The following is a 23,922-nucleotide window of genomic DNA, read 5'->3' as shown; positions in this document are numbered from 1 at the left end:
GCTGACGACCCATCACCATGAGCGACGAGCGAAGCGACCCGAAACCCGAGCCGCAGGAGAGTCACCGCGAAAGCTGGCTCGAGCGGGTGATCGGCCGCTTCTCAGGCCGTGCGCATTCGGCCCGGGACGACCTCGAAGAGGTGCTGTCCGAGGCCGCCGAGGCTGGAGACCTGTCGCCGCGCGAGCGGCTGATGCTGAAGAACGTGCTCGCCTTCCATCGGGTGCGGGTCAGCGACGTGATGGTGCCGCGGGCCGACATCGTCGCCGTCCCGGCCGAGACGACGCTCGGCGGGGTGCTCGCCCTGTTCCGGACGGCCGGCCATTCGCGCCTGCCCGCCTATGGCGAGACGCTCGATGAGCCTCTGGGCATGGTCCATATCCGCGACTTCCTCGACCATCTGGCCGCGGGCGGAACGGGAGCCAGCACCGAGGACGCGGCGGCGGACGATTCCCCGCGCCAAAACCTTGCCGGGATCGATCTCGGCGCGAGTCTCGCCGCGGCGAACATCCTGCGGCCGGTGCTCTTCGTGCCGCGCTCGATGCCGGCGATCGATCTCCTCGCCCGGATGCAGGCCTCGCGCACGCACATGGCCCTCGTCATCGACGAATACGGGGGGACGGACGGGCTGGTCTCGATCGAGGATCTCGTCGAGATGGTCGTCGGCGACATCGAGGACGAGCACGACGAGACCGAGCACATGATCGTGGCGGAAGAGGCCGGCACGTTCCTGGCCGATGCGCGCGCGAGCATCGAAGAGGTGTCCGAGGCGCTCGGCGAGGATCTCGGGCTCGCAGCCGCGCATGACGAGGTCGATACGCTCGGCGGTCTGATCGTCACGAGCGTCGGCCGGGTGCCCTCGCGCGGCGAATTGATCGCGGGGCCGGACGGGATGGAGTTCGAGGTGCTGGACGCCGACCCCCGGCGTCTCAAGCGCGTCCGGATCCACCGCCGCAAGCCGGAGGATTCCGCCGAGGGCTCCCGTCCGTCGTCGCCCGACTCGGGCTCCGCCGCTTGATCGCCGCTCTTGCGGATGCGGTGATCCTCGCCTCCGGCTGGCGGCGGGCCCTGTTGGCCTTCGGGGCCGGGGCGGTCGGTGCGCTGGCCATGCCGCCCTTCGGCTTCTGGCCCGCCCTCGCCGTCTCGCTGACCATCGCCGTCTGGCTGATCGACGGCTCGCCCTCCGGCCGGCGCCTGTCCTGGCTGTCGACGCTCGGGCGGGCCGCGGCGGCCGGGTGGCTGTGGGGCTTCGGCTATTTCGTGGCCGGCCTCTGGTGGCTCGGCGCCGCCTTCCTGGTCGAGGCCGATGTCTTCGCCTGGTTGCTGCCCTTCGGCGTGCTCGGCCTTCCGGCCGTGCTCGCGGTGTTTCCCGCCTTCGGCTTCGCCGCCGCGCGTCTGATCTGGTCGCCGGGAGCGGGCCGGATCGCGGCCTTCGCGATCGCCCTGACGGCCTCCGAATGGCTGCGCGGCCATCTCTTCACGGGCTTTCCCTGGAACACGCTGGGGATGGCCTTCGGCCAGAACCTCTGGCTGATGCAGACGGCCTCGCTGGTCGGCCTGTGGGGCCTGACGCTGATCGCGACCCTCGTCCTGTCCGCTCCCGCCACGCTGGGAACGGCGGATTCGTCGCGCGGCCGCTACCTTCCCGCGACTTTGGGCTTGGTGGCCGTCGCTGCGATGGCGGTGTTCGGCGCGCTCCGCATCCCGGCCGAGGCGGCTCCTTCGGTGGCGGGCGTCAAGCTGCGCATCATGCAGCCGAACCTGCCGCAGGACGAGAAGTTCAGGCCCTCGAACGGCCCGGCCATCCTCCAGCGCTATCTCGCCCTCAGCGACCGCTCGACCTCGCCTCGGACCACCGGCCTCGCCGACGTCACGCATCTGATCTGGCCGGAATCGGCCTTCCCGTTCCTGCTCCACCGCGAGCCGAACGCGCTGGCGCAGATCGCCTCGCTCCTGCCGCCGAACACGACCCTCATCACCGGCGCGGCGCGGCAGGGCGCGGGCCTGCCCGGCGAGGAGCCAAGGCGCTACTTCAATGCTATCCAGGCGGTGGACACGGACGGCGCCATCACGGCGACCTACGACAAAGTGCATCTCGTGCCCTTCGGCGAATACGTCCCGCACGTCCTCGACGCGGGCCTGCGCGCGATCGGCATCCGGCAATTCGTGCACATGCCGGGCGGCTTCACGCCGGGCGAGAACCGGACCGCCTTCCGGGTGGCGGGGCTTCCTCCTGCCGCGCCGACCGTCTGCTACGAGGCGATCTTTCCGGACGAGGTGGGCCTGCCCGGCAATCGGCCGGGCTGGATCCTGAACGTCACCAATGACGGCTGGTTCGGCGACACTCCGGGGCCCTACCAGCATTTCGCTCAGGCGCGCCTCCGGACCGTGGAGCAGGGCCTGCCTCTCGTTCGTGCCGCCAATACCGGCATCTCGGCCGTCATCGACCCTTATGGGCGTGTGACCGCGGCCCTTTCGCTCGGCCAGGAAGGGGTGCTCGATGCCTCGCTTCCGAGCAGCATTCCGGCGCCTCTTGCCGCCCGTTTCGCCAGCCTTCTTTTTCTCGGCTTGTGTACAGCGGTGTTGATTATCGCTATCGGTGCGAGGCACCTGCATCCGAGGAGCGCTCCCCCATCGTCGCGAACGAGAATGTCATGAGTGACACAAAAAAAGCCCCGAACGATGTCGACCGCCATGTCGGAACTCGCATCCGTATGCGGCGCACGATGCTGGGAATGAGCCAGGAAAAACTTGGGGAAGCTCTGGGGATCACCTTTCAGCAGGTGCAGAAGTACGAAAAGGGGACTAATCGCGTCAGCGCGAGCCGGCTGCAGCAGATCTCGACCACGCTCGGCGTCACCATCGACTATTTCTACGCCGGCGCGGAAGCCGCGACGGCCGGCGCGGGCGGCTTCGCCGAAGGAGCCGCGGCGCCCTACGAAGCCGATATCCTGACCGGCGAGAGCCTCAAACTCCTGCGCTCGTTCAACAAGATCCGGGACGCGCGGGTCCGGCGCAAGCTGGCCGAGCTGGCCGCGGCCATCGCCGGAAGCAGCGACGAATAGCGCAGGCGCGTTCGGATCAAAGAACGCAACGGCCGTCTTGACCTACGGAATGGCGGATGGCACATCGCGCGCCGGGCAGGTCCGATCGCGCCCTCGCCCTCCTCCCGAACATGGAGACCGACGCGTGGCCCGTGCCAATTACCTCTTCACGAGCGAATCCGTTTCGGAAGGCCACCCCGACAAGGTCTGTGACCGCATCTCCGACGAGGTCGTGGACGCCTTCTACCGGGCTGGCGCCAAGGAGGGCATCGATCCCTGGACGATCCGGGCCGCCTGCGAGACCCTCGCGACGACCAACCGGGTCGTGATCGCGGGCGAGTATCGCGGTCCGAAGAGCGTCGACGAAGCCGCCATCACCGAGATCACCCGCAAGGCGATCAAGGATATCGGCTACGAGCAGGACGGCTTCCACTGGGCGAACGCCAAGATCGAGGTGCTGCTGCACCCGCAATCGGCCGATATCGCGCAGGGCGTCGACGCCAAGCAGCCCACGAACCAGGAAGAGGGCGCGGGCGACCAGGGCATCATGTTCGGCTATGCCTGCCGCGAGACGCCGGAGCTGATGCCGGCCCCCATCTACTACTCGCACAAGATCCTGCGGCTCCTCACCGAGGCGCGGAAGTCCGGCCAGGAGCCGAAGCTCGGCCCGGACGCGAAGAGCCAGGTCACGGTCCGCTACGAGAACGGCAAGCCCGTTGCCGCGACGCAGATCGTCCTCTCCACCCAGCATCTCGATCCCGATCTCTCCTCCGAGGACGTGCGGCGGATCGTCGAGCCGTATATCCAGAAGGCGCTGCCGGACGGCTGGATCAGCCCGGAGACGGTCTGGCACGTGAACCCGACCGGCAAGTTCGTCATCGGCGGTCCGGACGGCGATTGCGGTCTGACCGGCCGCAAGATCATCGTGGACACCTATGGCGGCGCGGCCCCCCATGGCGGCGGCGCCTTCTCGGGCAAGGATCCGACCAAGGTCGACCGCTCGGCGGCCTATGCGGCCCGCTACCTCGCCAAGAACGTCGTCGCGGCCGGCATCGCCGATCGCTGCACGATCCAGCTCTCCTACGCCATCGGCGTCGCCCGCCCGCTCTCGATCTATGCCGATCTGCATGGCGCGGACGCCGATACCGAGAAGCTCGAGAGGGTCCTCGGCGAGATCATGAACCTCTCGCCGCGCGGCATCCGCACCCACTTCGATCTGAACAAGCCGATCTATGCCCGGACGGCAGCCTATGGCCATTTCGGCCGCGAGCCCGACGCCGACGGCGGCTTCTCCTGGGAGAAGACCGACCTCGCCGACCAGCTCAAGTCGGCTCTCGCCTGACCGGCACGCCGTGACGGGGGAGAAGCCGGCCGACGAGCCCGTCTCCGGCGGCTCCTTCTTCGGGCGCCGCAAGGGGAAGGCGCTGCGGGCCGGCCAGGACCGGCTCGTGCGCGAGTTGCTGCCCCGGCTGCAGGTCGAACTGCCCGGTGACGGCACCACGCTCGACCCACGGTCGCTCTTCGATGCGCCGGTCGAGGCCTGCCGGATCGAGATCGGCTTCGGCGGCGGCGAGCATCTGCTCGACGCGGCCCGCAACGCCCCCAAGATCGGCTTCATCGGCTGCGAGCCCTTCGTGAACGGCATGGCGAAGCTGCTCGCCGTGATCGAGGCCGAGGGCATCGCCAATATCCGCGTCTTCGACCGGGACGCGACCGGGCTCCTCGCTCGCCTCGCACCCGGATCGCTCGAGCGGGCCGACCTTCTCTTTCCCGATCCCTGGCCGAAGCGGCGGCAGCGCAAGCGACGCTTCGTCTCCGACGAGAACCTCGCGGCCTTGGCCCGCGTCATCCGGCCGGGCGGCGTCTTCCGCTTCGCGAGCGACATCGACGATTATGTCGGCTGGACGCTCGCGCGGATTCTCCGCTCGCCCGATTTCGATTGGCGCCCGCACGGCCCCGACGATTGGCGCCTGCCCTGGGCCGGCTGGCCCGGCACGCGCTACGAGGCCAAGGCGAAGCGCGAGGGGCGCCGCGCCTCCTACCTGACCTTCGCCCGGCGCTGATCCGCTTCAGGCGTGAGCGCGGCGCCGGCTGGCGAGAGCCTGCGCGAGCGCCTCGTCGCGCCGAGCGAGCTGGATCAGCGTCGCCAGGGCGCAGGCCGAAAGCCGTGCCCCCGCGTGGCGGGCCAGCGCGGCCCGCACGCCGCGGTCGCCGCGGGTGACGAGAAGATCGCCGACCGGCTCGGCCAGCAGGGCCCGTTCGCAGATGGCGAGATGATGCTCGCGATCCCGCAACAGCACGACCATGAGGAGATGCTGGTCCGTCAGGACCGGCGATCGCATCAGCACTGGGCGCGCGATGGCGATCTCGTCGAGAGCGAGCATGCCGACGAGGCCGGGCGGAGAGGTCTCGAGCGGCGCGAGCTGGCCGGCGATCTCGGCGCGCTCCTCCGGCCCGGCGGCACGGACGAGCCGTTGCATCGCCCGGTCGAGACGCGAATGGGGCTCGCCGCCGGAGGCGAGATGGCCGGTCGCGAGGGCGAGGACGCGGCTGAGCTCCCCGGTGCTCTGCCGGCCGGCGGCCGCATCCATTTCCGCCAGGATGTGTTCGATCGACGCCATCTGCCGCATCCGCGCCCGGCGCCGGGAAACGCCTTTCGGGCGCGAGTCCGTCGCAAGTCTGTCACGCAAGCCGACCTCGCGCCGGCCGGCAAGAATAGGCGCGGCGCGTGAGCGAACCGTTAGCAAAGCCTTAACGGGAGGTTGACGCGGAGCGTTTTCGACAGGTGTTCCAGCGAATTGTGGACGAATCATCCGGGGCTTGTGACCGGCCTTCGCGGTGCGGGCTATAACCGAGACGAGGCTGATTCGGGGCTCCACCACCGCTTAGCCCTGATCTCGTTTCCATGTTTCGCCGCGTTTCCTCCCGTCTTCTTACCGGGCTCAGCATGCCTCAATCGTTTTTCGACGTTCCCCGCAGCGAACACCCTCTCGACATCGTCGAGCGTTTCGCCACGAGCCGAGATTGGAGCTTCGACCGCGGCGATCACGACGAGATGTCGGTGATCGTGACGGGACGCTGGGCCGAGTACCGGATCTCGTTCAGCTGGATCGACAAATACGAGGCTTTGCACGTCGCCTGCGCCTTCGATCTCAAGGTGCCGGACCGGCTGCGCTCGGAAGTGCTTCAACTCGTCTCGCTCGCCAACGAGCAGCTCTGGGTCGGCCATTTCGATCTGTGGTCCTCCGAGAACGTGGTGATGTTCCGGCACGCGCTGCTGCTGGCGGGCGGCGCCGAGCCGACGGACGGCCAATGCGAGGTGATGCTCAAGGCGGCGGTCGATGCCTGCGAGCAATATTATCAGGCCTTCCAGTTCGTCCTCTGGGCCGGCAAGAGCGCCCGCGAGGCGATCGAGGGCGTGCTCTTCGTCACGGAGGGGGAGGCATGACGGCGCCGACATCATCCGGAGCGGGGCCGCTGCCGGCCTCGCTGGTCCTCGCCGGGGCCGGCAAGATGGGCGGGGCGATGCTCGATGGCTGGCTCGCGGCCGGTCTGGCCGACGGCGCGGCGACGGTGCTCGATCCGAACCCGTCCGAGCCGATCCGGCGTCTCGCCGAGACGGGCCGCATCCGCATCGCGGGGGCGGATGCGTCGAGTCCTCCGGATGTTCTCGTGCTTGGCATCAAGCCGCAGAGCCTCGAGGAGGCAGCCTCGCTGCTCGGCGCCCATGCGGGGCCTGACACGCTCGTCATCTCGATCCTCGCCGGCAAGACGGTCGCGGATCTGCGCCGGGCGCTTCCGGCCGTCAGCGCCGTGGTCCGGGCCATGCCGAACCTGCCGGCCTCGATCGGGCGCGGCGCGACCGGCGCCTATGCCAGCCCCGAGACGAGTGCCGCGCAGCGCGACATGGCGGCACGGCTCCTCGCCTGCAACGGCGTCGTCGAATGGGTCGGTGACGAGGGCCTGATCGACGCGGTCACGGCGCTGTCGGGCTCCGGGCCGGCCTATGTCTTCCACCTCGTCGAGGCGATGGCGGCGGCCGGCGAGGCCGCGGGTCTCGAAGCGGGCCTCGCTCAGAGGCTGGCGAGGGCGACGGTCGCAGGCGCCGGCGCGCTGCTGGATGCGAGCGAGCTTCCGGCGGCGCAGCTTCGCGAGAACGTGACCTCGAAGGGCGGCACGACGGCGGCGGCCCTCGAGGTGCTGATGGCGCAGGACGGATTGCCTGCGCTGATGACCCGCGCCGTGGCGGCGGCCAAGCGACGCGCCGGGGAACTCTCGGGCTGAGGAGGCATTCCGGTGAGGCACGGGACGCTCTAAGCTGAGCCCCGTCCACCGGAGTCGAAGATCCATGTCCGAGCCGATCACGCCAGACCCGTCCACGGGTTCCGGCCGTAAGACGGCCAAATCCGCCAAGGCCTCCGTGGAGAGCGCCGCCCCTCAGGCGGCCACCGCGCCGGCCTCTCCCGCGCCTCCGCCGGGCGACAAGCGCTCCCGCGCCGTCGAGGCGCTGATGCGTCTCGCCTCCGACCGGCCCTGGAGCGACATCGAACTCTCGGACGTCGCCCGCGAGGCGGACCTGACCCTCTCTGAGATGCGCGACCTGTTCCCGTCGAAGGGCGCGATCCTCGAGGGCTTCACCCGCATGATCGACAAGATCGTGATCGAGGGCACCTCGGACGATCTCGTGGGCGAGCCCGCGCGCGAGCGCATCTTCGACGTCATGATGCGCCGGCTCGACGCGGTGGCTCCCTACCGGCCTGCGCTCCGCCGGATCACCTGGGCGCTGCGCACCGACCTGACCTCGCTCGGGGCGCTCAACCGGATGGCGCTGAACTCCGCGCGCTACATGCTCGCCGCGGCCGGGGTGCCGACCGAAGGGCCGCTCGGCTTCGTCAAGCTCCAGGGTTTCGTCCTGGCCCAGGCGAACGTGATGGAGACTTGGTTCGAGGACGACGATCCGACGCTCGCCCGCACGATGGCGCGGCTCGACCGCGAGCTCGGGCGCGGCGAGAAGCTGATGGGGCGCGCCGAGGACATGAGGCGCCTGACCGCGCCGCTTCGCGCCTTCGGACAGGCGCTGCTCGACGGCCGGGACCGGATGCGCCGCCGCTCCTCGCGGAGCGAGCGCGATCCCGCCGAGGGCGAGCGCGAGGACCCGGCCGCCGCGATCTGACATCGCCCGCAGTCGCGTAAACGGGACCGCAACCACGACGATGCTAGCGAGGCCTCCTGCGGGAGGTCTCCATGGCAGTGCATACGGCTCTCCAGCCGCCCGTCGCAATGGGCGCGACGCTCGTCGCCGTCCGGCCGTGGCGCTGGACGGATCCGGTCCTGTTCGGCACCGCGCTCTTCGCGCTGCTGATGCTGGCCAGCCCGTCGCTGCTCGGCGATCCGGACAGCCATTGGCATGTCGCTGTCGGACGGCTGATCTGGGACGGCGGCGCGGTTCCCTGGACCGACCCGTTCTCGCACACCGTGCTCGGCGATCCCTGGATCGCGAAGGAGTGGCTCTCGCAGCTCCTCTTGTTCGCGGCCCATCGGGCCGGGGGCTGGACAGGCGTCGTCCTCGTGACCGGCGCGGCGCTCGGCCTTCTCTTCACGCTGCTTTTCGCCTGGCTCGAACGCCGGCTGCGGATCACCGCGGCGATGACGCTGGCCCTGCTCACGGCATTGTTCCTGGCGCCGCATTTCCTCGCCCGGCCCCACGTCTTCGCGTTCCTGCCGCTGTTCCTGTGGGTCAGGGGCCTCGTCGATGCGCTCGACGAGCGACGCGCACCCTCGCCGTGGCTGCTGCTCGTCATCGTGCTCTGGGCCAATCTGCACGGCAGCTTCACCTTCGCCTATCCGCTCGCCGCGCTCCTCGCGCTCGAGGCGGTGCTGACGGCACCGACCGGACGCCATCTCGGCACGATCATCCGCTGGGGCGCCTTCGGCCTCGCCGCGCTTCTGGCAGGCTGCCTGACGCCCTACGGCGTCCATTCGCTGCTCGTGACCTTCACCGTCTTCGGCAGCGGGGAATCGCTGCCCTATATCAACGAGTGGCAGCCGATCGGCTGGACGATGCTCGGCTTCCTGTCCGTCGGCCTCGCGGTTGCGCTGTCCGGCGCGCTCCTCGCGGGCGGCTGGCGGAACGCGATCCGCATCGCGGCCATCGGCCTCCTGGCGGCGATGACCATCCGCCATTCGCGCTTCCTCGACGTCTTCGCGCTGGTCGTGCCGCTCCTCGTCGCCGTGCCGCTGGCGACGCGCTTCCCCGAGCTCGGCGCGGAGACGCCGACGGATCGGGAGCGCTGGGAATGGCCGAAACGCCTCGCGATCCTGCTGCTCGCCGCGACCGGCCTCGTCGCGGCATTCGTCAGGGGGCCCGAACCGGGTCCCAAGGTGACGCCCCGCGAGGCGCTCGCGGCCGCGCGCGAGGCCGGGCTGCGCGGGCCGGTTTATAACAGCTACGATTACGGCGGCTTCCTCATCGCCGAGGGCGTTCCGACCTTCATCGACGGGAGGACCGACCAGCTCTATCTCGGCGGCTTCATCTCGGGCCTGTTCGGGGCGGTGGGGAAAGCCGAGCACCAGCCCTTCTTCGACTTCATCGACCGCTACCGCGTCACCTGGGCGATCGTGCCGAGCAAGGGCAAGGAACAGGCCCATTTCGCGGCCATGCCGGCCTGGCGGCTGATCCATCGCGACGGGACCGCCGCGGTCTACGCGAAGGAGAGGCTTCGCGGCTCACTCGACTGACGCCGTGGGGCCTGCCGTTGTGCCGGATCGCCGGGAGGGCCAAAGGGGGAGGTGACGGCGTCTCCGTTCGCGCCGCCTGACCGCCGTCCCGATTCCCGCCAGCCGCCATGACGCTCGTCGCCATTTTCCTCGTCAATGCCGGCCTCGCCTTCGCGCTGTCGCTGGTCCTGGCGTCGCTGCTCGGCCCGGACGCCTTCGGCCGCTACGCGATCGCGGTGTCGATCACGCTCGTCATCTATACGGGCCTGTTCGAATGGCTACGGCTGTCGACCGCCCGCTTCTACAGCCGGAAGACCCAGACGGCGGCTCGCGGCGTCCGCTCGACGCTCGACCTCGCCTACTGGGTCTGCGGGGCCGTGCTCGGGCTCTTATCCGCCCTGGTGATCGGGTTGGGGCCCGAGCCCGGCTTGTCGCGTGGCCTCCTGGCCGCGGCCGCGTTCTGCGGACTGGCCTATGGCTTCAGCGAATACCGGTTGGCGCTGTCGCGCGCGCTGTTTCTGGAACGGCCCTACGTCATTCTCGCTTTCACCCGCGCCATGCTCGGCTTCCTGGCGGCGGCCGGCCTGGCTTACGCGACCCGCGAGCCGGCCTATGTCCTCGGCGGCTTCGCGCTCGCCACGCTGCTGCCGATCCTTCTCGTGCGCGGCCGTCTCGCCGATCCGCATGCCGGCTGGCGGTTGTTCGAGCGGGACCGGCTCCTGCTCTTCGCCCGCTACGCGGTGCCGCTCGTCGCGGCGAGCGCGCTCTACCAGCTCCTGCCCTTGATCAACCGGACGGTTCTCGCGAGCCGCGACGGCTTCACGGAGGCGGGCTATTTCGCCCTCGTCAGCGAGCTCACGACGCGCCTCTTCCAGAATCTCGGCGCCGCGCTCGACCTCGTCCTGTTCCAGCTCGCCGTGCGGGCCGAGGAACAGCACGGCCGGGAGGAGGCCGAACGGCAGGTCGCGCGCAATGCCGGCATCATCGCTGCGATCGTGATCCCGGCCGCTGCCGGGCTCTGGCTCGTCTGGCCGGCCTTCGAGGCGATCTTCATTCCGCAAGCCTTCCGCGGTCATCTCGACGGCACCGTGCCGCTCCTCGTTCCGGCCCTCGCGGGGTTCGCGCTCCTGCAATATGCGCTGAACCCCTTCTTCCAGCTCCGCCACCGCACCGCACCGGTCGTCATGGCCGCGCTCGCGGCCGTCGTCGTCAATGTCGGCGTCATCCTGGCCTGGCCTAGGCTCGGCGGCTCGGTGGGCTTCGCCGCGGCGCAGATCGCGGGCGTGGCCGCGGGGCTCGCCGTCCTCCTCGCCCTCGCGATCGCGGACGGAGCCCGGCTGCCGTGGCGGGATTTCGCCGTCGCGATGGGCGGGGCGGCGGCGATGACGCTGCTGCTCCTGCCGACGCGCGGCCTCTTCGCGCCCGTCACGGCGCTGCTGGTGCAGGTCGCGGCGGGCGGGGGCGTCTACCTCGCCCTCGCTCTCGCCTTCGACCTCGCCGGCTGCCGCACCCTGCTGCGTCAGGCGCTGAACCGGCGCGCAGGGGGGCCGGGGACGCCGGGGCGTTAAGGTCCGGTTGACGACGTTTCCCGGTTCTCCCGTCCGGCAGGGCCTCCGTTCACCGGACGGCGAGCCTCCTCCCCCATGCCTATGCGGGTTGTCCGGATCGGCGAGGACGGGATCATGACACGTGTCGCGCTTGCGGCGGCCTTGACGGCCGCGCTGTGGACCGGAGCCGCATCGGCCCAGGTGAGCTACAACCAGCCGGCGCGCGGCGGCGGGCTCGGCGGCGGCTTCATCGAATTCCTGGCGACAGGACGCGACCCTGGGCGCTCAGGGGCCGCGGACCCGTTCCAGCAGCCGACGCGGCGCGGTGTGCAGGCGGCCCGGCCGGGCGTCGTCTATGGCGGCGCGGGCGATCCCTTTGCCGATCCCTTCGTCGAACCTGCGCCCGCGCCGCGGCGTGGCCGGCACGCCGCCATTGCGCCCGGTGCCGATCTCGGGCCCGTCTCGCAGGCTCCGCGTGCGCAGTTCCGGCGGCAGGAGGTGTCCTATGAGGGGCCGGAAGCGCCCGGCACGATCGTCGTCGATACGCCCTCGAAATACCTCTACCACGTCCTGCCGGGCGGTCGGGCGATGCGCTACGGCATCGGCGTCGGCCGGCCGGGCTTCACCTGGGCGGGCATGAAGACCGTCACGGCGAAGCGGGAATGGCCGGATTGGCGGCCGCCGCCGGAGATGCGCAAGCGTCAGCCGGGCCTGCCGCTCTTCATGGCGGGAGGTCCCGGCAACCCGCTCGGCGCCCGCGCGCTGTATCTCGGCTCCTCGCTCTACCGCATCCACGGCACCAACGAGCCGCATACGATCGGCCGGAACGTCTCGTCGGGCTGCATCCGGATGATGAACGACGATGTCATCCACCTCTACGGACGGGTCGGCGTCGGCGCGCGGGTCAAGGTGATCTGAGGCCGGCGGCGCCGGCGCTCGACACGAAAAAGGCCGGGCGCGAGCCCGGCCTTCCTGTCGTCGACAGGGATTGCGATCAGGCCCAGCCGTCGTCGCCGCCGCCGAAATCGGAGCCGCCGTCGTCGTAGCTCGCATCCTGGAAGCCGGCATCGTTGCCGCCGCCGCCCCAGGAGCTGCCGCCGTCGCCGAAGGACGCTTCCTGGAAGCCGCCGGCATCGTTGCCGCCGCCCCAGGAGCTGCCGCCATCGCCGAAGCTCGCCTCCTGGAAGCCGGCGCCCTCGGCGCCCTGAGGCATGCCCATGGACGCCATGTCGCTCTGCGAAAGGTTGCCGAGCGTCGAATGGCCGCCGCCGCTACCCGAGAAGGCGTTCATCAGCGCGTTGCCGACCACCATGCCGCCGGCGACGCCCGCGGCCGTCGTGAGCGCGCCGCGCAGGAAGCCGCCGCCCTGCTGGGGGGCCTGCTGCTGAGCCTGCGGCTGGCCGGCCCAAGGTCCGCCCTGAGGACCACCCTGCGGCTGGCCGCCCTGGGCCTGAGGACCGCCCCAGGGGCCGCCCTGCTGCGGCGCATAGCCCTGCGGACCGCCCTGGCCGTAGCCGGGAGGCGGGCCGGAACGGCCGAAGCCCTGCGGCGGCGGAGGCGCCTGGCGCTGGCCGCCGCCGAAGATCGAGGACAGGAAGCCGCCCTGGTTCTGGCCGGCCTGATGCACCTGATGCTGGAGCTGCTCGTTCTCCACGCGGGCCTGTTCGAGCTGCTGGTTGAGGCTCTTCATCGCCTCTTCCTGGACGTAGAGCGCCTGCGCCATGGCGTAGGGCGCGTAGGGCTGCGTGCGCACCTTGTCGTTGATGAAGCGCTCCGCGTCCCCGTCGCGAGACTGCCCGGCCGTCTGCTCGAGCCGCTTGAAGATGTCGGAGATGATCTGCTTTTCTTGGTCGTTCACTGGTTGGTCCCCTTGCAAGGAGGCCGGTTGGGACGGCCGTCCGGGTAGATGGGGTGCCGTGCGGGGCTTGCATAGGGGCCATGCGCGGGAAGTTGTCGCGGGGCCGGCGGCGTTGCTAAGGATGGGGCCAGCAGGGAGGACGGAATGACGCGTGTCGCAGTCGCAGGTCTTGAGGTCGACGGGGTGCTCCACGGCTTCGTCGCGGAAGCCGCCGCGGGAACGGGCGTCGATCCCGACGCCTTCTGGTCGGGTTTCGCCGCGATCGTGCGGGATCTCGCGCCGCGGAACCGCGATCTCCTCGCTCGGCGCGATGCGATGCAGGAGCGGATCGACGGCTGGCACAAGGACCAGGCGGGCCGGGCCTTCGACCCGGCGGCCTACCGCGCGTTCCTGACGGAGATCGGCTATCTCCTGCCCGATCCCGGGCCGGTCCAGGTCGAGACGGATCGCGTCGATGCCGAGATCGCGACCATCGCCGGCCCGCAGCTCGTCGTGCCGATCTCGAATGCCCGCTACTCGCTGAACGCGGCCAATGCCCGCTGGGGCTCGCTCTACGACGCCCTCTACGGAACGGATGCCGTTTCGGAGGAGGGCGGCGCGACCCGCGCCGGCGGCTATAACAAGCTGCGCGGCGCGAAGGTGATCGCCAAGGCGCGCGCGGTGCTCGACCGCGCTGCGCCCCTCGCCGAGGGGAGCCATACGCAAGCCGCCGCCTACCGGATCGAGGACGGCATGCTGAGCGTGCGCCTCGCGGACGGCGACGAGACGCCGCTCGCCCGGCCGGAAGGGCTCGTCGGCTATGCGGGCGATCCCGCCTCGCCCTCGAAGCTCGTGTTCCGGCACAACAACCTGCATCTCGAGGTCGTGATCGACCCCTCCCATCCGATCGGGAAGGACGATCCGGCCGGCATCGCCGATCTCGTGATCGAATCGGCGGTCACGACCATCATGGACCTCGAGGATTCGGTCGCGGCCGTCGATGCCGAGGACAAGGTCGTCGTCTACCGGAACTGGCTCGGCCTCATGAAGGGCGACCTCGTCGCCGAGCTGGAGAAGGGTGGGCGGACGATCGAGCGCCGCCTGAACCCCGACCGCACCTACACGGCGCCCGAAGGCGGCGACGTCACGCTGCCCGGCCGCTCCCTCATGCTGGTGCGCAATGTCGGCCACCACATGTTCACGGATGCGGTGACGTTCGGCGGCGAGGAGATCCCCGAGGGCATCCTGGATTGCGCCGTCACCGCGCTCGTCGCGCTCCACGACCTCAAGGGCCCCGGCCCCCTCCGCAACAGCCGAGCGGGCTCGATGTACATCGTCAAGCCGAAGATGCACGGGCCGGAGGAGGTCGCCTTCGCCGATGACCTGTTCGGACGCGTCGAGGACCTTCTCGGCCTCGCCCGCCACACGCTCAAGATGGGCATTATGGACGAGGAGCGGCGCACGACGCTGAACCTCAAGGCCTGTATCGGCGCGGCGCGCAACCGCGTCGTCTTCATCAATACCGGCTTCCTCGACCGCACGGGCGACGAGATCCACACCTCGATGGAAGCCGGGCCGATGATCCGCAAGAACGACATGCGGGGCACGGCCTGGATCAAGGCCTACGAGGACAACAACGTCGATGTCGGCATGGCCTGCGGCCTTCCCGGCAAGGCGCAGATCGGCAAGGGCATGTGGGCGATGCCCGACGCCATGGCGGCGATGCTGGAGCAGAAGATCGGCCACCCGAAGGCCGGCGCCAACACCGCCTGGGTGCCGTCCCCGACCGCCGCGACGCTGCACGCGCTGCATTATCACGAGGTCGACGTCGCGGGCCGGCAGAAGGAACTCGCGGGACGCGAGCCGGCCAAGGCCGCCGACATCCTCACCATCCCCGTCGCGACCTCGAACTTCCCGCCGGAGGACGTCCAGCAGGAGCTCGACAACAACGTCCAGGGCATCCTCGGCTATGTCGTGCGCTGGATCGATGCCGGGATCGGCTGCTCGAAGGTGCCGGACATCCACGATGTCGGGCTGATGGAGGACCGGGCGACGCTGCGCATCTCGAGCCAGCACATTGCCAACTGGCTGCATCACGGCGTGGTGGACAAGGACAAGGTCCTGTCGACCATGCACCGCATGGCTGAGGTGGTGGACCGGCAGAATGAAGGCGATCCGAGCTATAAGCCGTTGGCGACGAATTTCGACGGCCCGGCCTTCCAGGCAGCCTGCGACCTCGTCTTCCTCGGCCGCACGCAGCCGAACGGCTATACGGAGTTCATCCTCCACCGCCGCCGCCGCCAGGCCAAGGCGGGAGCCTGAGGCACCGCCGGTCGGCGGGGTTTCTCGTCCCGCCAAGGAGTTTGGCCGGTAATCCCCAACCTCCTCATCCTGAGGTGCTCCGCAAAGCGGAGCCTCGAAGGACGCAGGACGGTGCACGCTTCGAGGCCGACCTTCGGTCGGCGCCTCAGCATGAGGAGCATAGGGATGCCTCTGTCGGGCCAGGTTCTCAGGCCGGGGAGGGGAGATAAGGGGTGGCGCGTGCAGGCGCGCCACCGACCAATCACTTCGTGATCTTCACCGAGACCGGGTCGCTGCCGGGGAAACTCTCCTCGGCTGCTTGATCGAGCCGCTTGTCGAGGTTCTCCTTCGAGTTCTCCGGGAGCTTTTTGTCGGTCGGCTGGGCGGTGGCTCCGGCGCCGGTGCGCTTCTGCGATTTGTCCCTGGCGGTCGTCGTGTCGGTCGTCATGAATCCTCCTGGGCCGGAGAGCGGCCGTCGTCGTGATCGGCAACGCGGAGGTGGCCGTTCCGATCCCCGATGCCGCCTAAGGCGCGTCGTCGAAGGTCGACACGACGCGCTTCACGGCGGCGTCTCGTGCGATGCTCACCGGAGTGACGATCTCCTGCGTCTTGATCAGGCTCCAGCACTCGTCCTGCGCCGATACGCCGGCCCGGCAATCGGGATGGTCCCGCCAGCGCGCCAGGAAGATGCCGCGCCCCTCCGGTGTCTCGATCTTGAGGTCGCCGAGGCGCTCGGCCTGGCCGATCGTGAGGCCGACGGCGCGAAAGGCATAGAACGGCAATTCGCTGCAATAGATCGCGGACGGATCGAGCCGGAAGAAGATGTCGTAGGGCCGGCCGAGATAGGTCCTGGCCGCCTCGACCGCGGCGGCGGCCTGTCCGGACGTCAGTCTCCTCACGCGATAGACGGCATAATCCTGACGGGCACCCCGGGCGATGAACGCCTTCAACGGCGTCTCCGAGACCGTCCGCGCCGCCTCGATGACCCGAATGCCGCCCGCTGACCGCAGCACGATGCCCATGTGGGAGTAGCGGCTCCCCGTCGCGACGCGGATGGCGGTCGCCTGGGGGCTGAGGGATTCCTGGAAGATGAGGTCGCCGGTCTGCCAGTCGCGAAAACGGTCCGCGGCGCGTGCGTCGTGCGTCATCGCCAGCAGCAACAGCACGAGAGGTCCCAGAAGCCTCGTGATCCCCGTCATCCGCGCTGCCTCTTTCCTCGGTCCGGGTTCCCGCCCTCCTGCGCGGACGGGAGCAGCGGGTCGTGATGTGAGCCGTGCGCGATCATCCGGGCGATGCGACGGGCTTGGGCGCTGGCATTCCTCGTCGCTCGAAGCCGACCTAACGCTCGCAGTGGGTCACGAGGATCCCGTTCGGGCTCTGGTATCGGTTCGAGATGACGTCCGGGCTGATCGACGTGAAGACCAGAAGGAACCGCATCTGCGTCCCGTCGGAGCGTTGCTCTGTACCTTGGACCATGATGCCCTCGGAACTTTGCTGCCAGCGGCCCTGTGCCTGGAATGCGACGCCGAATCCGGCCGTCATCGCCGTGTAGGTGCCTTGGGCGCGAAAGCCGCCATGGCCGCCCAAGTTGAGTTGAAACTCGTACATCCACGTTTCGAACGGATTGTTGGAGATCGTCTGGTTCGCATGTCGGCAGCGCCATTGGCCCGCTGAGCCGTCCATCTGGGCTGAACTCGGCGTCACCGCCGTCAACGTCAACGCAGCGATCGCGGCCAGCTTCACGAACATGTTCTCTCCTCCGAGAGAGGAAACCTCGCGATCGTCGCATGGCTTGACGACGCCCGCCAGTGCGGTCCCGGAGGGCGGGGCGATGGCGCATCCCCCGCCATTGCGAGGAGGCGTAGCCGACGAAGCCAGGGCCGCCGGCTTGCCGGGTTGATTGCTTCGCTGCGCCTGCAAGGACGGCGTGCCGTCAGGCGTATCTGTGAGAATGGAAGGGGGTCATCGCGGCGTGTCTGAGAAGGGCAGCGCGACGATTTGATGGTCGTCCTCGAAAACCACGTAGCCCGGCCGTTCCGTGCGCAGTTCGTCAAGCTGAACCTGTCGCGCCCTTTCGACCAGGGTCGCCAGCGACCGCAGCCGGCCGACATGCTCAAATGCGCTGGCCTTGATCCAGGAAATGGCCGTTTCGGCCGCGCGAGGGTGGCGTGACACCGAAAAGCGCGTCGGGGTGGCCATGTTTTTCTCGAACCACGTCAACTCGACATGGAGGGCCTTCCCGACGGGATCGGCAGGAGAAATCTCGTCGCGGAGCCCGTAGGCCGTCTGAAACACCCCGGTGCGGAAGCCGTAGGGTGGATGCGTTTCGCGCGTGACGAATCTCAGGACGGTGTCGGCCATGGCGGCTGCTGCTCCGATCGAGCTCGTTCTATCCGAATTCGATGGATGTTCCGCTGACGATGATTGGCGGACATCGATCCGAAACTCGATTATTCGGGAGTAAACTCGAGCAGAGATGCGCCCTCCGATCGCGATCCATCCCGCTGCGACGACCTGTACGTCTTGCACAATCATGTCCACGGCAGGGACACGGAGGCTCGGGCTGCCGGCTTGCCGGTTGGGTTGCCTCGCCGCGCTCGCAAGGACGATCCGCTATTTCTCCGGCAGGGCCGCGCGAATCAGGGCGCGGCCTTCGTCGCTGGCCCATTCGGCCCAGCCGGAGAGCTTGCCGATCTTGCAGCCGTCCGGCCCGACGAGAACGGTCGTCGGCAGGCCCTCAGCCTCGCCGAGGCTGCGCAGCTCCTTGAAGATGGTCGTCTTGTGATCGGTGTAATAGGCGAGCCGCCCGATCTTCGCCTCGGCGAGCCAGGCCTTGGGCCGGTCGAGGTTGCGCGTGTCCATGTTGACGGCGGCGACCTCGAAAAGCGGGCCGCCGAATTCGCCCTGCAGCGTGTCGAGCGCAGGCATCTCGCGCTTGCAGGGCTCGCACCACGTGGCCCAGAGATTGAGAAGGACGGTCCGCCCCTCGAACGAGGCGAGGGTGAGCGGTGCACCGTCCGGGCTGTGGAAGCCGAGATCGGGCAGCGGCCTCACGCCGGTCTGGAAGGCGGCCATCTCGCCCTTGGCGAGCGGGGCGAGGCGTGCGGCGATGGCGCTCGAGGCGGAGCAGGATCCGCCGGCGCTGTTGCCCCATAGGCGAGCCGTCCCGTATAGGCCGAGCCCAGTCACGGCGAGCGCGGCGGCGAAAGTGAGCGCCGTGCGGCGGAAGGCGGAAGAGCGTCGAACCATGAGCAACCGGATGTGGGGCGGCCGCTTTGCCAGCGGACCCGCCGAGATCATGGCGGACATCAACGCCTCGATCGATTTCGACAAGCGTCTGGCGACCCAGGACATCCGCGGCTCAAAGGCGCATGCGGCGATGCTGGGCCAGACCGGCATCCTCTCCGCCGAGGATGTCGAGGCGATCGTCGCGGGGCTCGACCGGGTCGCGGGAGAGATCGAAAGCGGCGAATTCGCCTTCTCGCGCGAGCTCGAAGACATTCACATGAACGTCGAGAGCCGCCTCCGGGACCTGATCGGCCCGGCGGCCGGGCGGCTGCATACGGCCCGCTCGCGCAACGACCAGGTCGCGACCGACATGAAGCTCTGGATGCGCGACGCCATCGACGGCATCGACGCTCAGCTCGCCGACCTGATGCAGGCCCTCGCCGAGAAGGCGCTCGCCCATGCCGACGCCGTCATGCCGGGCTTCACGCATCTGCAATCGGCCCAGCCCGTCACCTTCGGCCATCATCTGCTCGCCTATGTCGAGATGATCCGCCGCGACCGGGGCCGGTTCAAATGCGCCCGCCGCCGGCTCAACGAATGCCCGCTCGGCTCCGCCGCGCTCGCCGGCACCTCCTTCCCCATCGACCGCCACGCGACCGCCGAGGCGCTCGGCTTCACCCGGCCGACCGCGAATTCGCTGGACGCCGTCTCCGACCGCGACTTCGTGCTCGAGACGCTGGCCGCGTGTTCGATCGCGGCGATGCACCTGTCGCGCTTCGCCGAGGAGATCGTCCTCTGGACGACGCCGCAATTCGCCTTCGTCAAGCTGTCGGACGCCTTCACGACCGGCTCCTCGATCATGCCGCAGAAGCGCAATCCCGATGCGGCCGAGCTCGTGCGCGGCAAGACGGGCCGCATCTTCGGCGCGCTCCAGGGCCTGCTCGTGGTGCTGAAGGGGCTGCCCCTCGCCTATGGCAAGGACATGCAGGAGGACAAGGAAGGCGCCTTCGACGCCATCCACACCCTCTCGCTCTGCCTCGCGGCGACGGCCGGGATGGTGCGCGACATGGAGCCCGACCGCGACACGATGCGGCGCTGGGCCGGGGCGGGCTACGCCACGGCGACCGACCTCGCCGACTGGCTGGTGCGGGTGCTGGGCCTGCCCTTCCGCGATGCCCACCACGTCACCGGCCGCATCGTCGGGCTCGCCTCGGCGAAGGATGTGGGGCTCGAGGAGCTGTCGCTCGCCGAGATGCAGGAGGTCGAACCCCGGATCACGCCGGCGGTGTTCGACGTGCTCGGCGTCGAGGCCTCCGTGCGGAGCCGCACGAGCCATGGCGGCACCGCGCCCGACAACGTCGCCGCCCAGGCGAGGGCGTGGCTCGACCGGCTCGGCAAAGAGTCCGCCGGCTGAGGCTTGGCGGCACTCGTCGGCAGCCGCCGACTGTGCTTAGGAACGCGTTCATGCGGAACGTCGCGATGATGCCCTCTCCCTCCTCCCGCCGCAGCGCGCTGCTGGCCGTTCTGCTGGCCGGCACGATGGCGCTGAGCGTCGGAGCCTGCGGCCGGCGTGGCCGTCCCGAGCCGCCGCCGGATCCGAGCCAGCCCGTCCAGACGCAGCCGAAATCGGCTGCGAAGGCCGATGCGTCGAAGGCCGATGCGTCGAAGGCCGCGATGGCGTCCCGCGCGGGCGCCGGCAGCCAGGCTGCGGACGACGACGACGAGGAGGAGAGCCCGACCTCGCTCGTGTCTCCGCAGCCGATGCCGTCGAGCCGCAAGAAGGCGCCGGCCTATCAGGTTCCGAAGCAGCCCTTCATCCTCGACGGCCTTCTCTGACGCGCCGGCAGTCCGATGCACCATTTCGAGTATCGCGACGGCGTGATGCACGCCGAGGACGTCGACCTGCGGGTGCTGGCCGACGAGGTCGGCACGCCGTTCTACTGCTATTCGACGGCGACGCTTGAGCGGCATTACCGCGTCTTCGCCGAGGCGTTCGCGGGCGAGAACGCGCTCGTCTGCTACGCCATGAAGGCGAATTCCAACCAAGCGGTGATCGCGACCCTCGCGCGGCTCGGCGCGGGCATGGACATCGTCTCCGAAGGCGAGCTGCGCCGCGCCCTCGCCGCCGGCACGCCGGCGGACCGGATCGTGTTCTCGGGCGTCGGCAAGACGAAGGCCGAGATGGCCGCCGCGCTCGACGCGGGCATCCTCTGCTTCAACGTGGAGAGCGAACCCGAACTCGCGGCGCTCTCCGAGGTCGCCGTCTCGATGGGGCGGATCGCGCCGGTCTCGATCCGCGTCAATCCGGACGTCGATGCGAGGACCCACGCGAAGATCTCGACCGGAAAGTTCGACAACAAGTTCGGCATCCCGATCTCGAAGGCGCGCGGCGCCTATGCCGAGGCCGCGCGCCTTCCTGGCCTGCGCGTCGCCGGCATCGACATGCATATCGGCAGCCAGATCACCGATCTGCGGCCCTTCGCGGATGCGACGGATCTGCTGGTCGAGCTCGCCCGCGACCTGATGGCCGAAGGCCACCGGCTGGAGCATCTCGATCTCGGCGGCGGGCTCGGCATTCCCTATCGGCACGACGATCCGCCCCCGCCGGATCCGAAGGCCTATGCGGAGATCATCACCTCCCGCACGAAGGGGCTGGGCCTCAAGCTCGTCTTCGAGATCGGCCGCATGATCGCCGGCAATGCCGGCATCCTCGTCACGCGCGTGATCTACGTGAAGAAGGGCGAGGGGCGGGTCTTCGTCATCGTCGACGCGGCCATGAACGACCTCATCCGCCCGACGCTCTACGAGGCGCATCACGACATCCTCCCCGTCCGGCAGTCCGAGGCCGGTCCGGACCGGATCGTGGCCGACGTCGTCGGGCCGGTCTGCGAGACGGGCGATTTCCTCGCCCTCGGCCGCGAGATGCCGCCCGTGCGGCCGGGCGATCTCCTGGCCGTGCTGACCGCCGGCGCCTATGGCGCGGTCCAGGCCGGCACCTACAACACGCGTCCGCTCGTGCCCGAGGTGCTGGTGCGCGGTGGCGAGAGCGCCGTCGTGCGCCCCCGTCTGTCGCTCGACGAACTCATCGCCTTCGACAAGCTTCCGGCCTGGCTCGGCTGAGCGGCGTCCGGCTCAACCCTCGGCCGGCGTGACCTCGAACAGACAATGGTCGTGCCGGCCTTCCGCCCGGCAATAGACCTCCCGCGCCTTCAGGGTGCGAGGATGCCCCGCGCTCGCCATGACGTATTCCAGCGACCCCTCGAACCACGAATTGAACATGTAGCAGAGCTTGCGGCCGGCCTTGGCGCGCGCCTCGTCGACGAGCGAGGAATGACGCACGCGGATGCGGCCGGTGCCCGCCGCCTCGTCCACCTCCAGCACGTCGAACTGGGCCCAGCCGCGCTGCGACAGACGCTTCATGTAGTGGCGGAAGACCTCGACGCCGGAGAGGCCGTGGAAGGCGGCCTCCTTCTCGCACCAGACATAGGCGGATTTGTAGCCCGCGGGGCGCAGGATCTCCTCGAGCCTTTCGGCCCCGAGAGCCGCCTCGACGGCGAGGTGATTGTTGAGGAAGAAGTGCTGCGGCACGAGGATCATCGGCACGGAATCGACGGACCAACGCCCGGTCTCGTCGTCCACCTTGATTGTGACCTGCGGCTCGCCCATGGATGTTCCTCCAAACACGCCTATCTAGGCCTGGACCGGCTGCGCTCGAAAGACCCTTCCGATCCGGCCGAACCCCGATTAGAGACGATCCAGTCTGAGTAACCAAGAACAGGCAGAGACCATGTCCGCCCCGCGCACTCTCTACGACAAGATCTGGGACGACCACGTCATCGACCGGGCCGAGGACGGGACCTGCCTCCTTTATATCGATCGCCATCTCGTCCACGAGGTCACGAGCCCGCAGGCCTTCGAGGGTCTGCGCGTCGCCGGCCGCAAGGTGCGCTCGCCCGAGAAGACGCTGGCGGTGGTCGACCACAACATCCCGACCGAGGACCGGCGAGCCGGCATCGCCGACGAGGAATCGCGCATCCAGGTCGAGACCCTGGCCATGAACGCGCGCGATTTCGGCATCGAATATTACGACGAACTCGACGTGCGTCAGGGCATCGTGCACACGATCGGTCCGGAGCAGGGCTTCACCCTGCCCGGCATGACGATCGTCTGCGGCGACAGCCACACCTCGACGCATGGGGCCTTCGGTGCACTGGCGCATGGCATCGGCACCTCCGAGGTGGAGCATGTGCTTGCCACCCAGACGCTCATCCAGAAGAAGATGAGGAACCTGCGGGTCACGGTCGACGGCACGCTGCCGCACGGCGTGACGCCGAAGGACGTGACGCTCGCCATCATCGGCGAGACCGGCACGGCCGGGGGCACGGGTTTCGTCATCGAATATGCGGGCGAGGTCTTCCGGGCCATGTCGATGGAAGGCCGCATGACGGTCTGCAACATGTCGATCGAGGGCGGGGCGCGGGCCGGCATGGTCGCGCCGGACGAGACCACCTTCGCCTATGTGAAGGACAAGCCGAAGGCGCCGAAGGGCGCGGCCTTCGACGCGGCGCGGCGCTACTGGGAGACGCTGCGTTCCGACGAGGGGGCCTTCTTCGACAAGGAGATCCGCCTCGACGGCTCCAACCTGCCTCCGCTCGTGACGTGGGGCACGAGCCCCGAGGATGTCGTCTCGATCACCGGGATCGTGCCCGATCCCGACCTCATCGAGGATGAGAACACCCGCGCCTCCAAGCAGCGCGCCCTCGCCTATATGGGGCTGACGGCCGGCACGAAGATCACCGACATTCCGATCGACCGCGTGTTCATCGGCTCGTGCACCAACAGCCGCATCGAGGATCTGCGGGCCGCTGCCCAGATCGTCGCGGGCCAGAAGGTCCACGAGCGGGTCAATGCCTGGATCGTGCCGGGCTCCGGCATCGTGAAGATGCATGCCGAGGCCGAAGGCCTGGACAAGATCTTCAAGGAAGCGGGTTTCGACTGGCGCGAGCCCGGATGCTCGATGTGCCTCGCCATGAACGCAGACCGGCTCGCGCCCGGCGAGCGCTGCGCCTCGACCTCGAACCGCAATTTCGAGGGGCGGCAGGGCCATCGGGGCCGCACGCATCTCGTGTCGCCGGCGATGGCGGCTGCTGCGGCCATTGCCGGACATTTCGTCGACGTCCGTACCCTCGCTTGAGGCGTGTGGATTCGCGGGGCCCGATCGGCCCTGGCGGGTCCGTCCGGAGCGCGGTC

Annotated in this window: 24 protein-coding genes; 16 read left to right on the top strand and 8 right to left on the bottom strand. The window is 69.2% G+C overall.

Annotated features, from left to right (window positions below):
* The first annotated feature begins 17 nt into the window (after nt 1-17).
* The 5 genes from EV668_RS21010 to trmB all read left to right on the top strand — a co-directional run bounded on the left by EV668_RS21010 (nt 18) and on the right by trmB (nt 5,105).
* Nucleotides 18-1,016, top strand: a complete 999-nt coding sequence (locus EV668_RS21010) for a hemolysin family protein (RefSeq protein WP_133773837.1) — start codon at nt 18-20, stop codon at nt 1,014-1,016.
* Nucleotides 1,013-2,656: an apolipoprotein N-acyltransferase gene (lnt, locus tag EV668_RS21005; RefSeq protein ID WP_425359646.1), complete on the top strand. Its 1,644-nt coding sequence runs from the start codon at nt 1,013-1,015 to the stop codon at nt 2,654-2,656. Before EV668_RS21010 ends, lnt begins: the two co-directional genes overlap by 4 nt.
* Nucleotides 2,653-3,063, top strand: a complete 411-nt coding sequence (locus tag EV668_RS21000; protein WP_133773835.1) for a helix-turn-helix domain-containing protein — start codon at nt 2,653-2,655, stop codon at nt 3,061-3,063. Before lnt ends, EV668_RS21000 begins: the two co-directional genes overlap by 4 nt.
* A gap of 124 nt (nt 3,064-3,187) precedes the next feature.
* On the top strand, nt 3,188-4,384 hold the full coding sequence (gene metK / locus EV668_RS20995) for a methionine adenosyltransferase (protein ID WP_245513338.1): 1,197 nt from the start codon (nt 3,188-3,190) through the stop codon (nt 4,382-4,384).
* 10 nt (nt 4,385-4,394) lie between these two features.
* Complete coding sequence (trmB, locus tag EV668_RS20990; RefSeq protein WP_245513337.1) at nt 4,395-5,105, top strand: tRNA (guanine(46)-N(7))-methyltransferase TrmB; 711 nt, start codon at nt 4,395-4,397, stop codon at nt 5,103-5,105.
* 6 nt (nt 5,106-5,111) lie between these two features.
* On the opposite strand, the gene EV668_RS20985 is transcribed toward trmB, so the two are convergent.
* Nucleotides 5,112-5,663 carry a DUF2336 domain-containing protein gene (locus EV668_RS20985; protein WP_166652577.1) on the bottom strand — a complete coding sequence of 184 codons (552 nt, stop codon included), beginning with the start codon at nt 5,661-5,663 and terminating at the stop codon, nt 5,112-5,114.
* A 326-nt stretch (nt 5,664-5,989) separates the two neighbouring features.
* On the opposite strand from EV668_RS20985, the gene EV668_RS20980 reads away from it, so the two are divergent.
* The 6 genes from EV668_RS20980 (at nt 5,990) to EV668_RS20955 (ending at nt 12,224) form a co-directional block, all read left to right on the top strand.
* On the top strand, nt 5,990-6,490 hold the full coding sequence (locus EV668_RS20980; RefSeq protein WP_133773827.1) for a type III secretion system chaperone family protein: 501 nt from the start codon (nt 5,990-5,992) through the stop codon (nt 6,488-6,490).
* Nucleotides 6,487-7,326 carry a pyrroline-5-carboxylate reductase gene (proC, locus tag EV668_RS20975; protein ID WP_133773825.1) on the top strand — a complete coding sequence of 280 codons (840 nt, stop codon included), beginning with the start codon at nt 6,487-6,489 and terminating at the stop codon, nt 7,324-7,326. The genes EV668_RS20980 and proC overlap by 4 nt, the downstream gene beginning before the upstream one ends.
* Before the next feature lie 64 nt (nt 7,327-7,390).
* Nucleotides 7,391-8,215, top strand: a complete 825-nt coding sequence (locus EV668_RS20970) for a TetR/AcrR family transcriptional regulator (protein WP_133773823.1) — start codon at nt 7,391-7,393, stop codon at nt 8,213-8,215.
* A gap of 71 nt (nt 8,216-8,286) precedes the next feature.
* Nucleotides 8,287-9,780 (top strand): hypothetical protein, encoded by a 1,494-nt coding sequence (locus EV668_RS20965; protein WP_133773821.1) that lies wholly within the window; start codon nt 8,287-8,289, stop codon nt 9,778-9,780.
* Between the two features lie 107 nt (nt 9,781-9,887).
* Nucleotides 9,888-11,327, top strand: a complete 1,440-nt coding sequence (locus EV668_RS20960; protein WP_133773819.1) for a lipopolysaccharide biosynthesis protein — start codon at nt 9,888-9,890, stop codon at nt 11,325-11,327.
* A gap of 114 nt (nt 11,328-11,441) precedes the next feature.
* Nucleotides 11,442-12,224 (top strand): L,D-transpeptidase, encoded by a 783-nt coding sequence (locus EV668_RS20955; RefSeq protein WP_133773817.1) that lies wholly within the window; start codon nt 11,442-11,444, stop codon nt 12,222-12,224.
* Between the two features lie 76 nt (nt 12,225-12,300).
* On the opposite strand, the gene EV668_RS20950 is transcribed toward EV668_RS20955, so the two are convergent.
* Nucleotides 12,301-13,164 (bottom strand): DUF2076 domain-containing protein, encoded by an 864-nt coding sequence (locus EV668_RS20950; protein ID WP_133773815.1) that lies wholly within the window; start codon nt 13,162-13,164, stop codon nt 12,301-12,303.
* A gap of 144 nt (nt 13,165-13,308) precedes the next feature.
* Here EV668_RS20950 and EV668_RS20945 point away from each other — a divergent pair, with 144 nt between their 5' ends.
* On the top strand, nt 13,309-15,465 hold the full coding sequence (locus EV668_RS20945) for a malate synthase G (RefSeq protein ID WP_133773813.1): 2,157 nt from the start codon (nt 13,309-13,311) through the stop codon (nt 15,463-15,465).
* A 241-nt stretch (nt 15,466-15,706) separates the two neighbouring features.
* Here EV668_RS20945 and EV668_RS20940 read toward each other — a convergent pair whose 3' ends face one another.
* The 5 genes from EV668_RS20940 to tlpA form a co-directional block, all read right to left on the bottom strand.
* Nucleotides 15,707-15,892 carry a hypothetical protein gene (locus tag EV668_RS20940; RefSeq protein ID WP_133773811.1) on the bottom strand — a complete coding sequence of 62 codons (186 nt, stop codon included), beginning with the start codon at nt 15,890-15,892 and terminating at the stop codon, nt 15,707-15,709.
* Between the two features lie 76 nt (nt 15,893-15,968).
* Nucleotides 15,969-16,643: a YiiX/YebB-like N1pC/P60 family cysteine hydrolase gene (locus tag EV668_RS20935; protein ID WP_133773809.1), complete on the bottom strand. Its 675-nt coding sequence runs from the start codon at nt 16,641-16,643 to the stop codon at nt 15,969-15,971.
* Between the two features lie 139 nt (nt 16,644-16,782).
* Complete coding sequence (locus EV668_RS20930) at nt 16,783-17,193, bottom strand: hypothetical protein (protein ID WP_133773807.1); 411 nt, start codon at nt 17,191-17,193, stop codon at nt 16,783-16,785.
* A gap of 213 nt (nt 17,194-17,406) precedes the next feature.
* Complete coding sequence (locus EV668_RS20925; protein WP_133773805.1) at nt 17,407-17,805, bottom strand: hypothetical protein; 399 nt, start codon at nt 17,803-17,805, stop codon at nt 17,407-17,409.
* A 252-nt stretch (nt 17,806-18,057) separates the two neighbouring features.
* Nucleotides 18,058-18,693, bottom strand: a complete 636-nt coding sequence (gene tlpA, locus EV668_RS20920) for a thiol:disulfide interchange protein TlpA (RefSeq protein WP_245513336.1) — start codon at nt 18,691-18,693, stop codon at nt 18,058-18,060.
* Here tlpA and argH point away from each other — a divergent pair.
* The 3 genes from argH to lysA are packed head-to-tail and all read left to right on the top strand — an operon-like array spanning nt 18,692 to nt 21,792.
* Entirely contained in the window at nt 18,692-20,086 is a 1,395-nt protein-coding gene (argH, locus tag EV668_RS20915) for an argininosuccinate lyase (RefSeq protein ID WP_133773803.1), read from the top strand. The two genes, tlpA and argH, sit on opposite strands and share 2 nt — an antisense overlap.
* A 50-nt stretch (nt 20,087-20,136) precedes the next feature.
* Entirely contained in the window at nt 20,137-20,508 is a 372-nt protein-coding gene (locus EV668_RS20910) for a hypothetical protein (protein WP_133773801.1), read from the top strand.
* Nucleotides 20,509-20,523: 15 nt separating this feature from the next.
* Complete coding sequence (gene lysA, locus EV668_RS20905) at nt 20,524-21,792, top strand: diaminopimelate decarboxylase (RefSeq protein WP_133773799.1); 1,269 nt, start codon at nt 20,524-20,526, stop codon at nt 21,790-21,792.
* Between the two features lie 12 nt (nt 21,793-21,804).
* Here lysA and EV668_RS20900 read toward each other — a convergent pair whose 3' ends face one another.
* Complete coding sequence (locus EV668_RS20900) at nt 21,805-22,338, bottom strand: 4-vinyl reductase (RefSeq protein ID WP_133773797.1); 534 nt, start codon at nt 22,336-22,338, stop codon at nt 21,805-21,807.
* A gap of 121 nt (nt 22,339-22,459) precedes the next feature.
* Here EV668_RS20900 and leuC point away from each other — a divergent pair, with 121 nt between their 5' ends.
* A complete protein-coding gene (gene leuC, locus EV668_RS20895) occupies nt 22,460-23,866 on the top strand; it encodes a 3-isopropylmalate dehydratase large subunit (protein ID WP_133773795.1) in 1,407 nt (468 codons plus the stop codon).
* The last annotated feature ends 56 nt before the right edge of the window (nt 23,867-23,922 follow it).

Origin of the sequence: Enterovirga rhinocerotis, assembly GCF_004363955.1 — a bacterium.
Lineage (GTDB): Bacteria > Pseudomonadota > Alphaproteobacteria > Rhizobiales > Beijerinckiaceae > Enterovirga > Enterovirga rhinocerotis.
The sequence above is the reverse complement of the archived record's forward strand: the minus strand, read 5'-3'. Positions and strand labels throughout refer to the sequence as shown.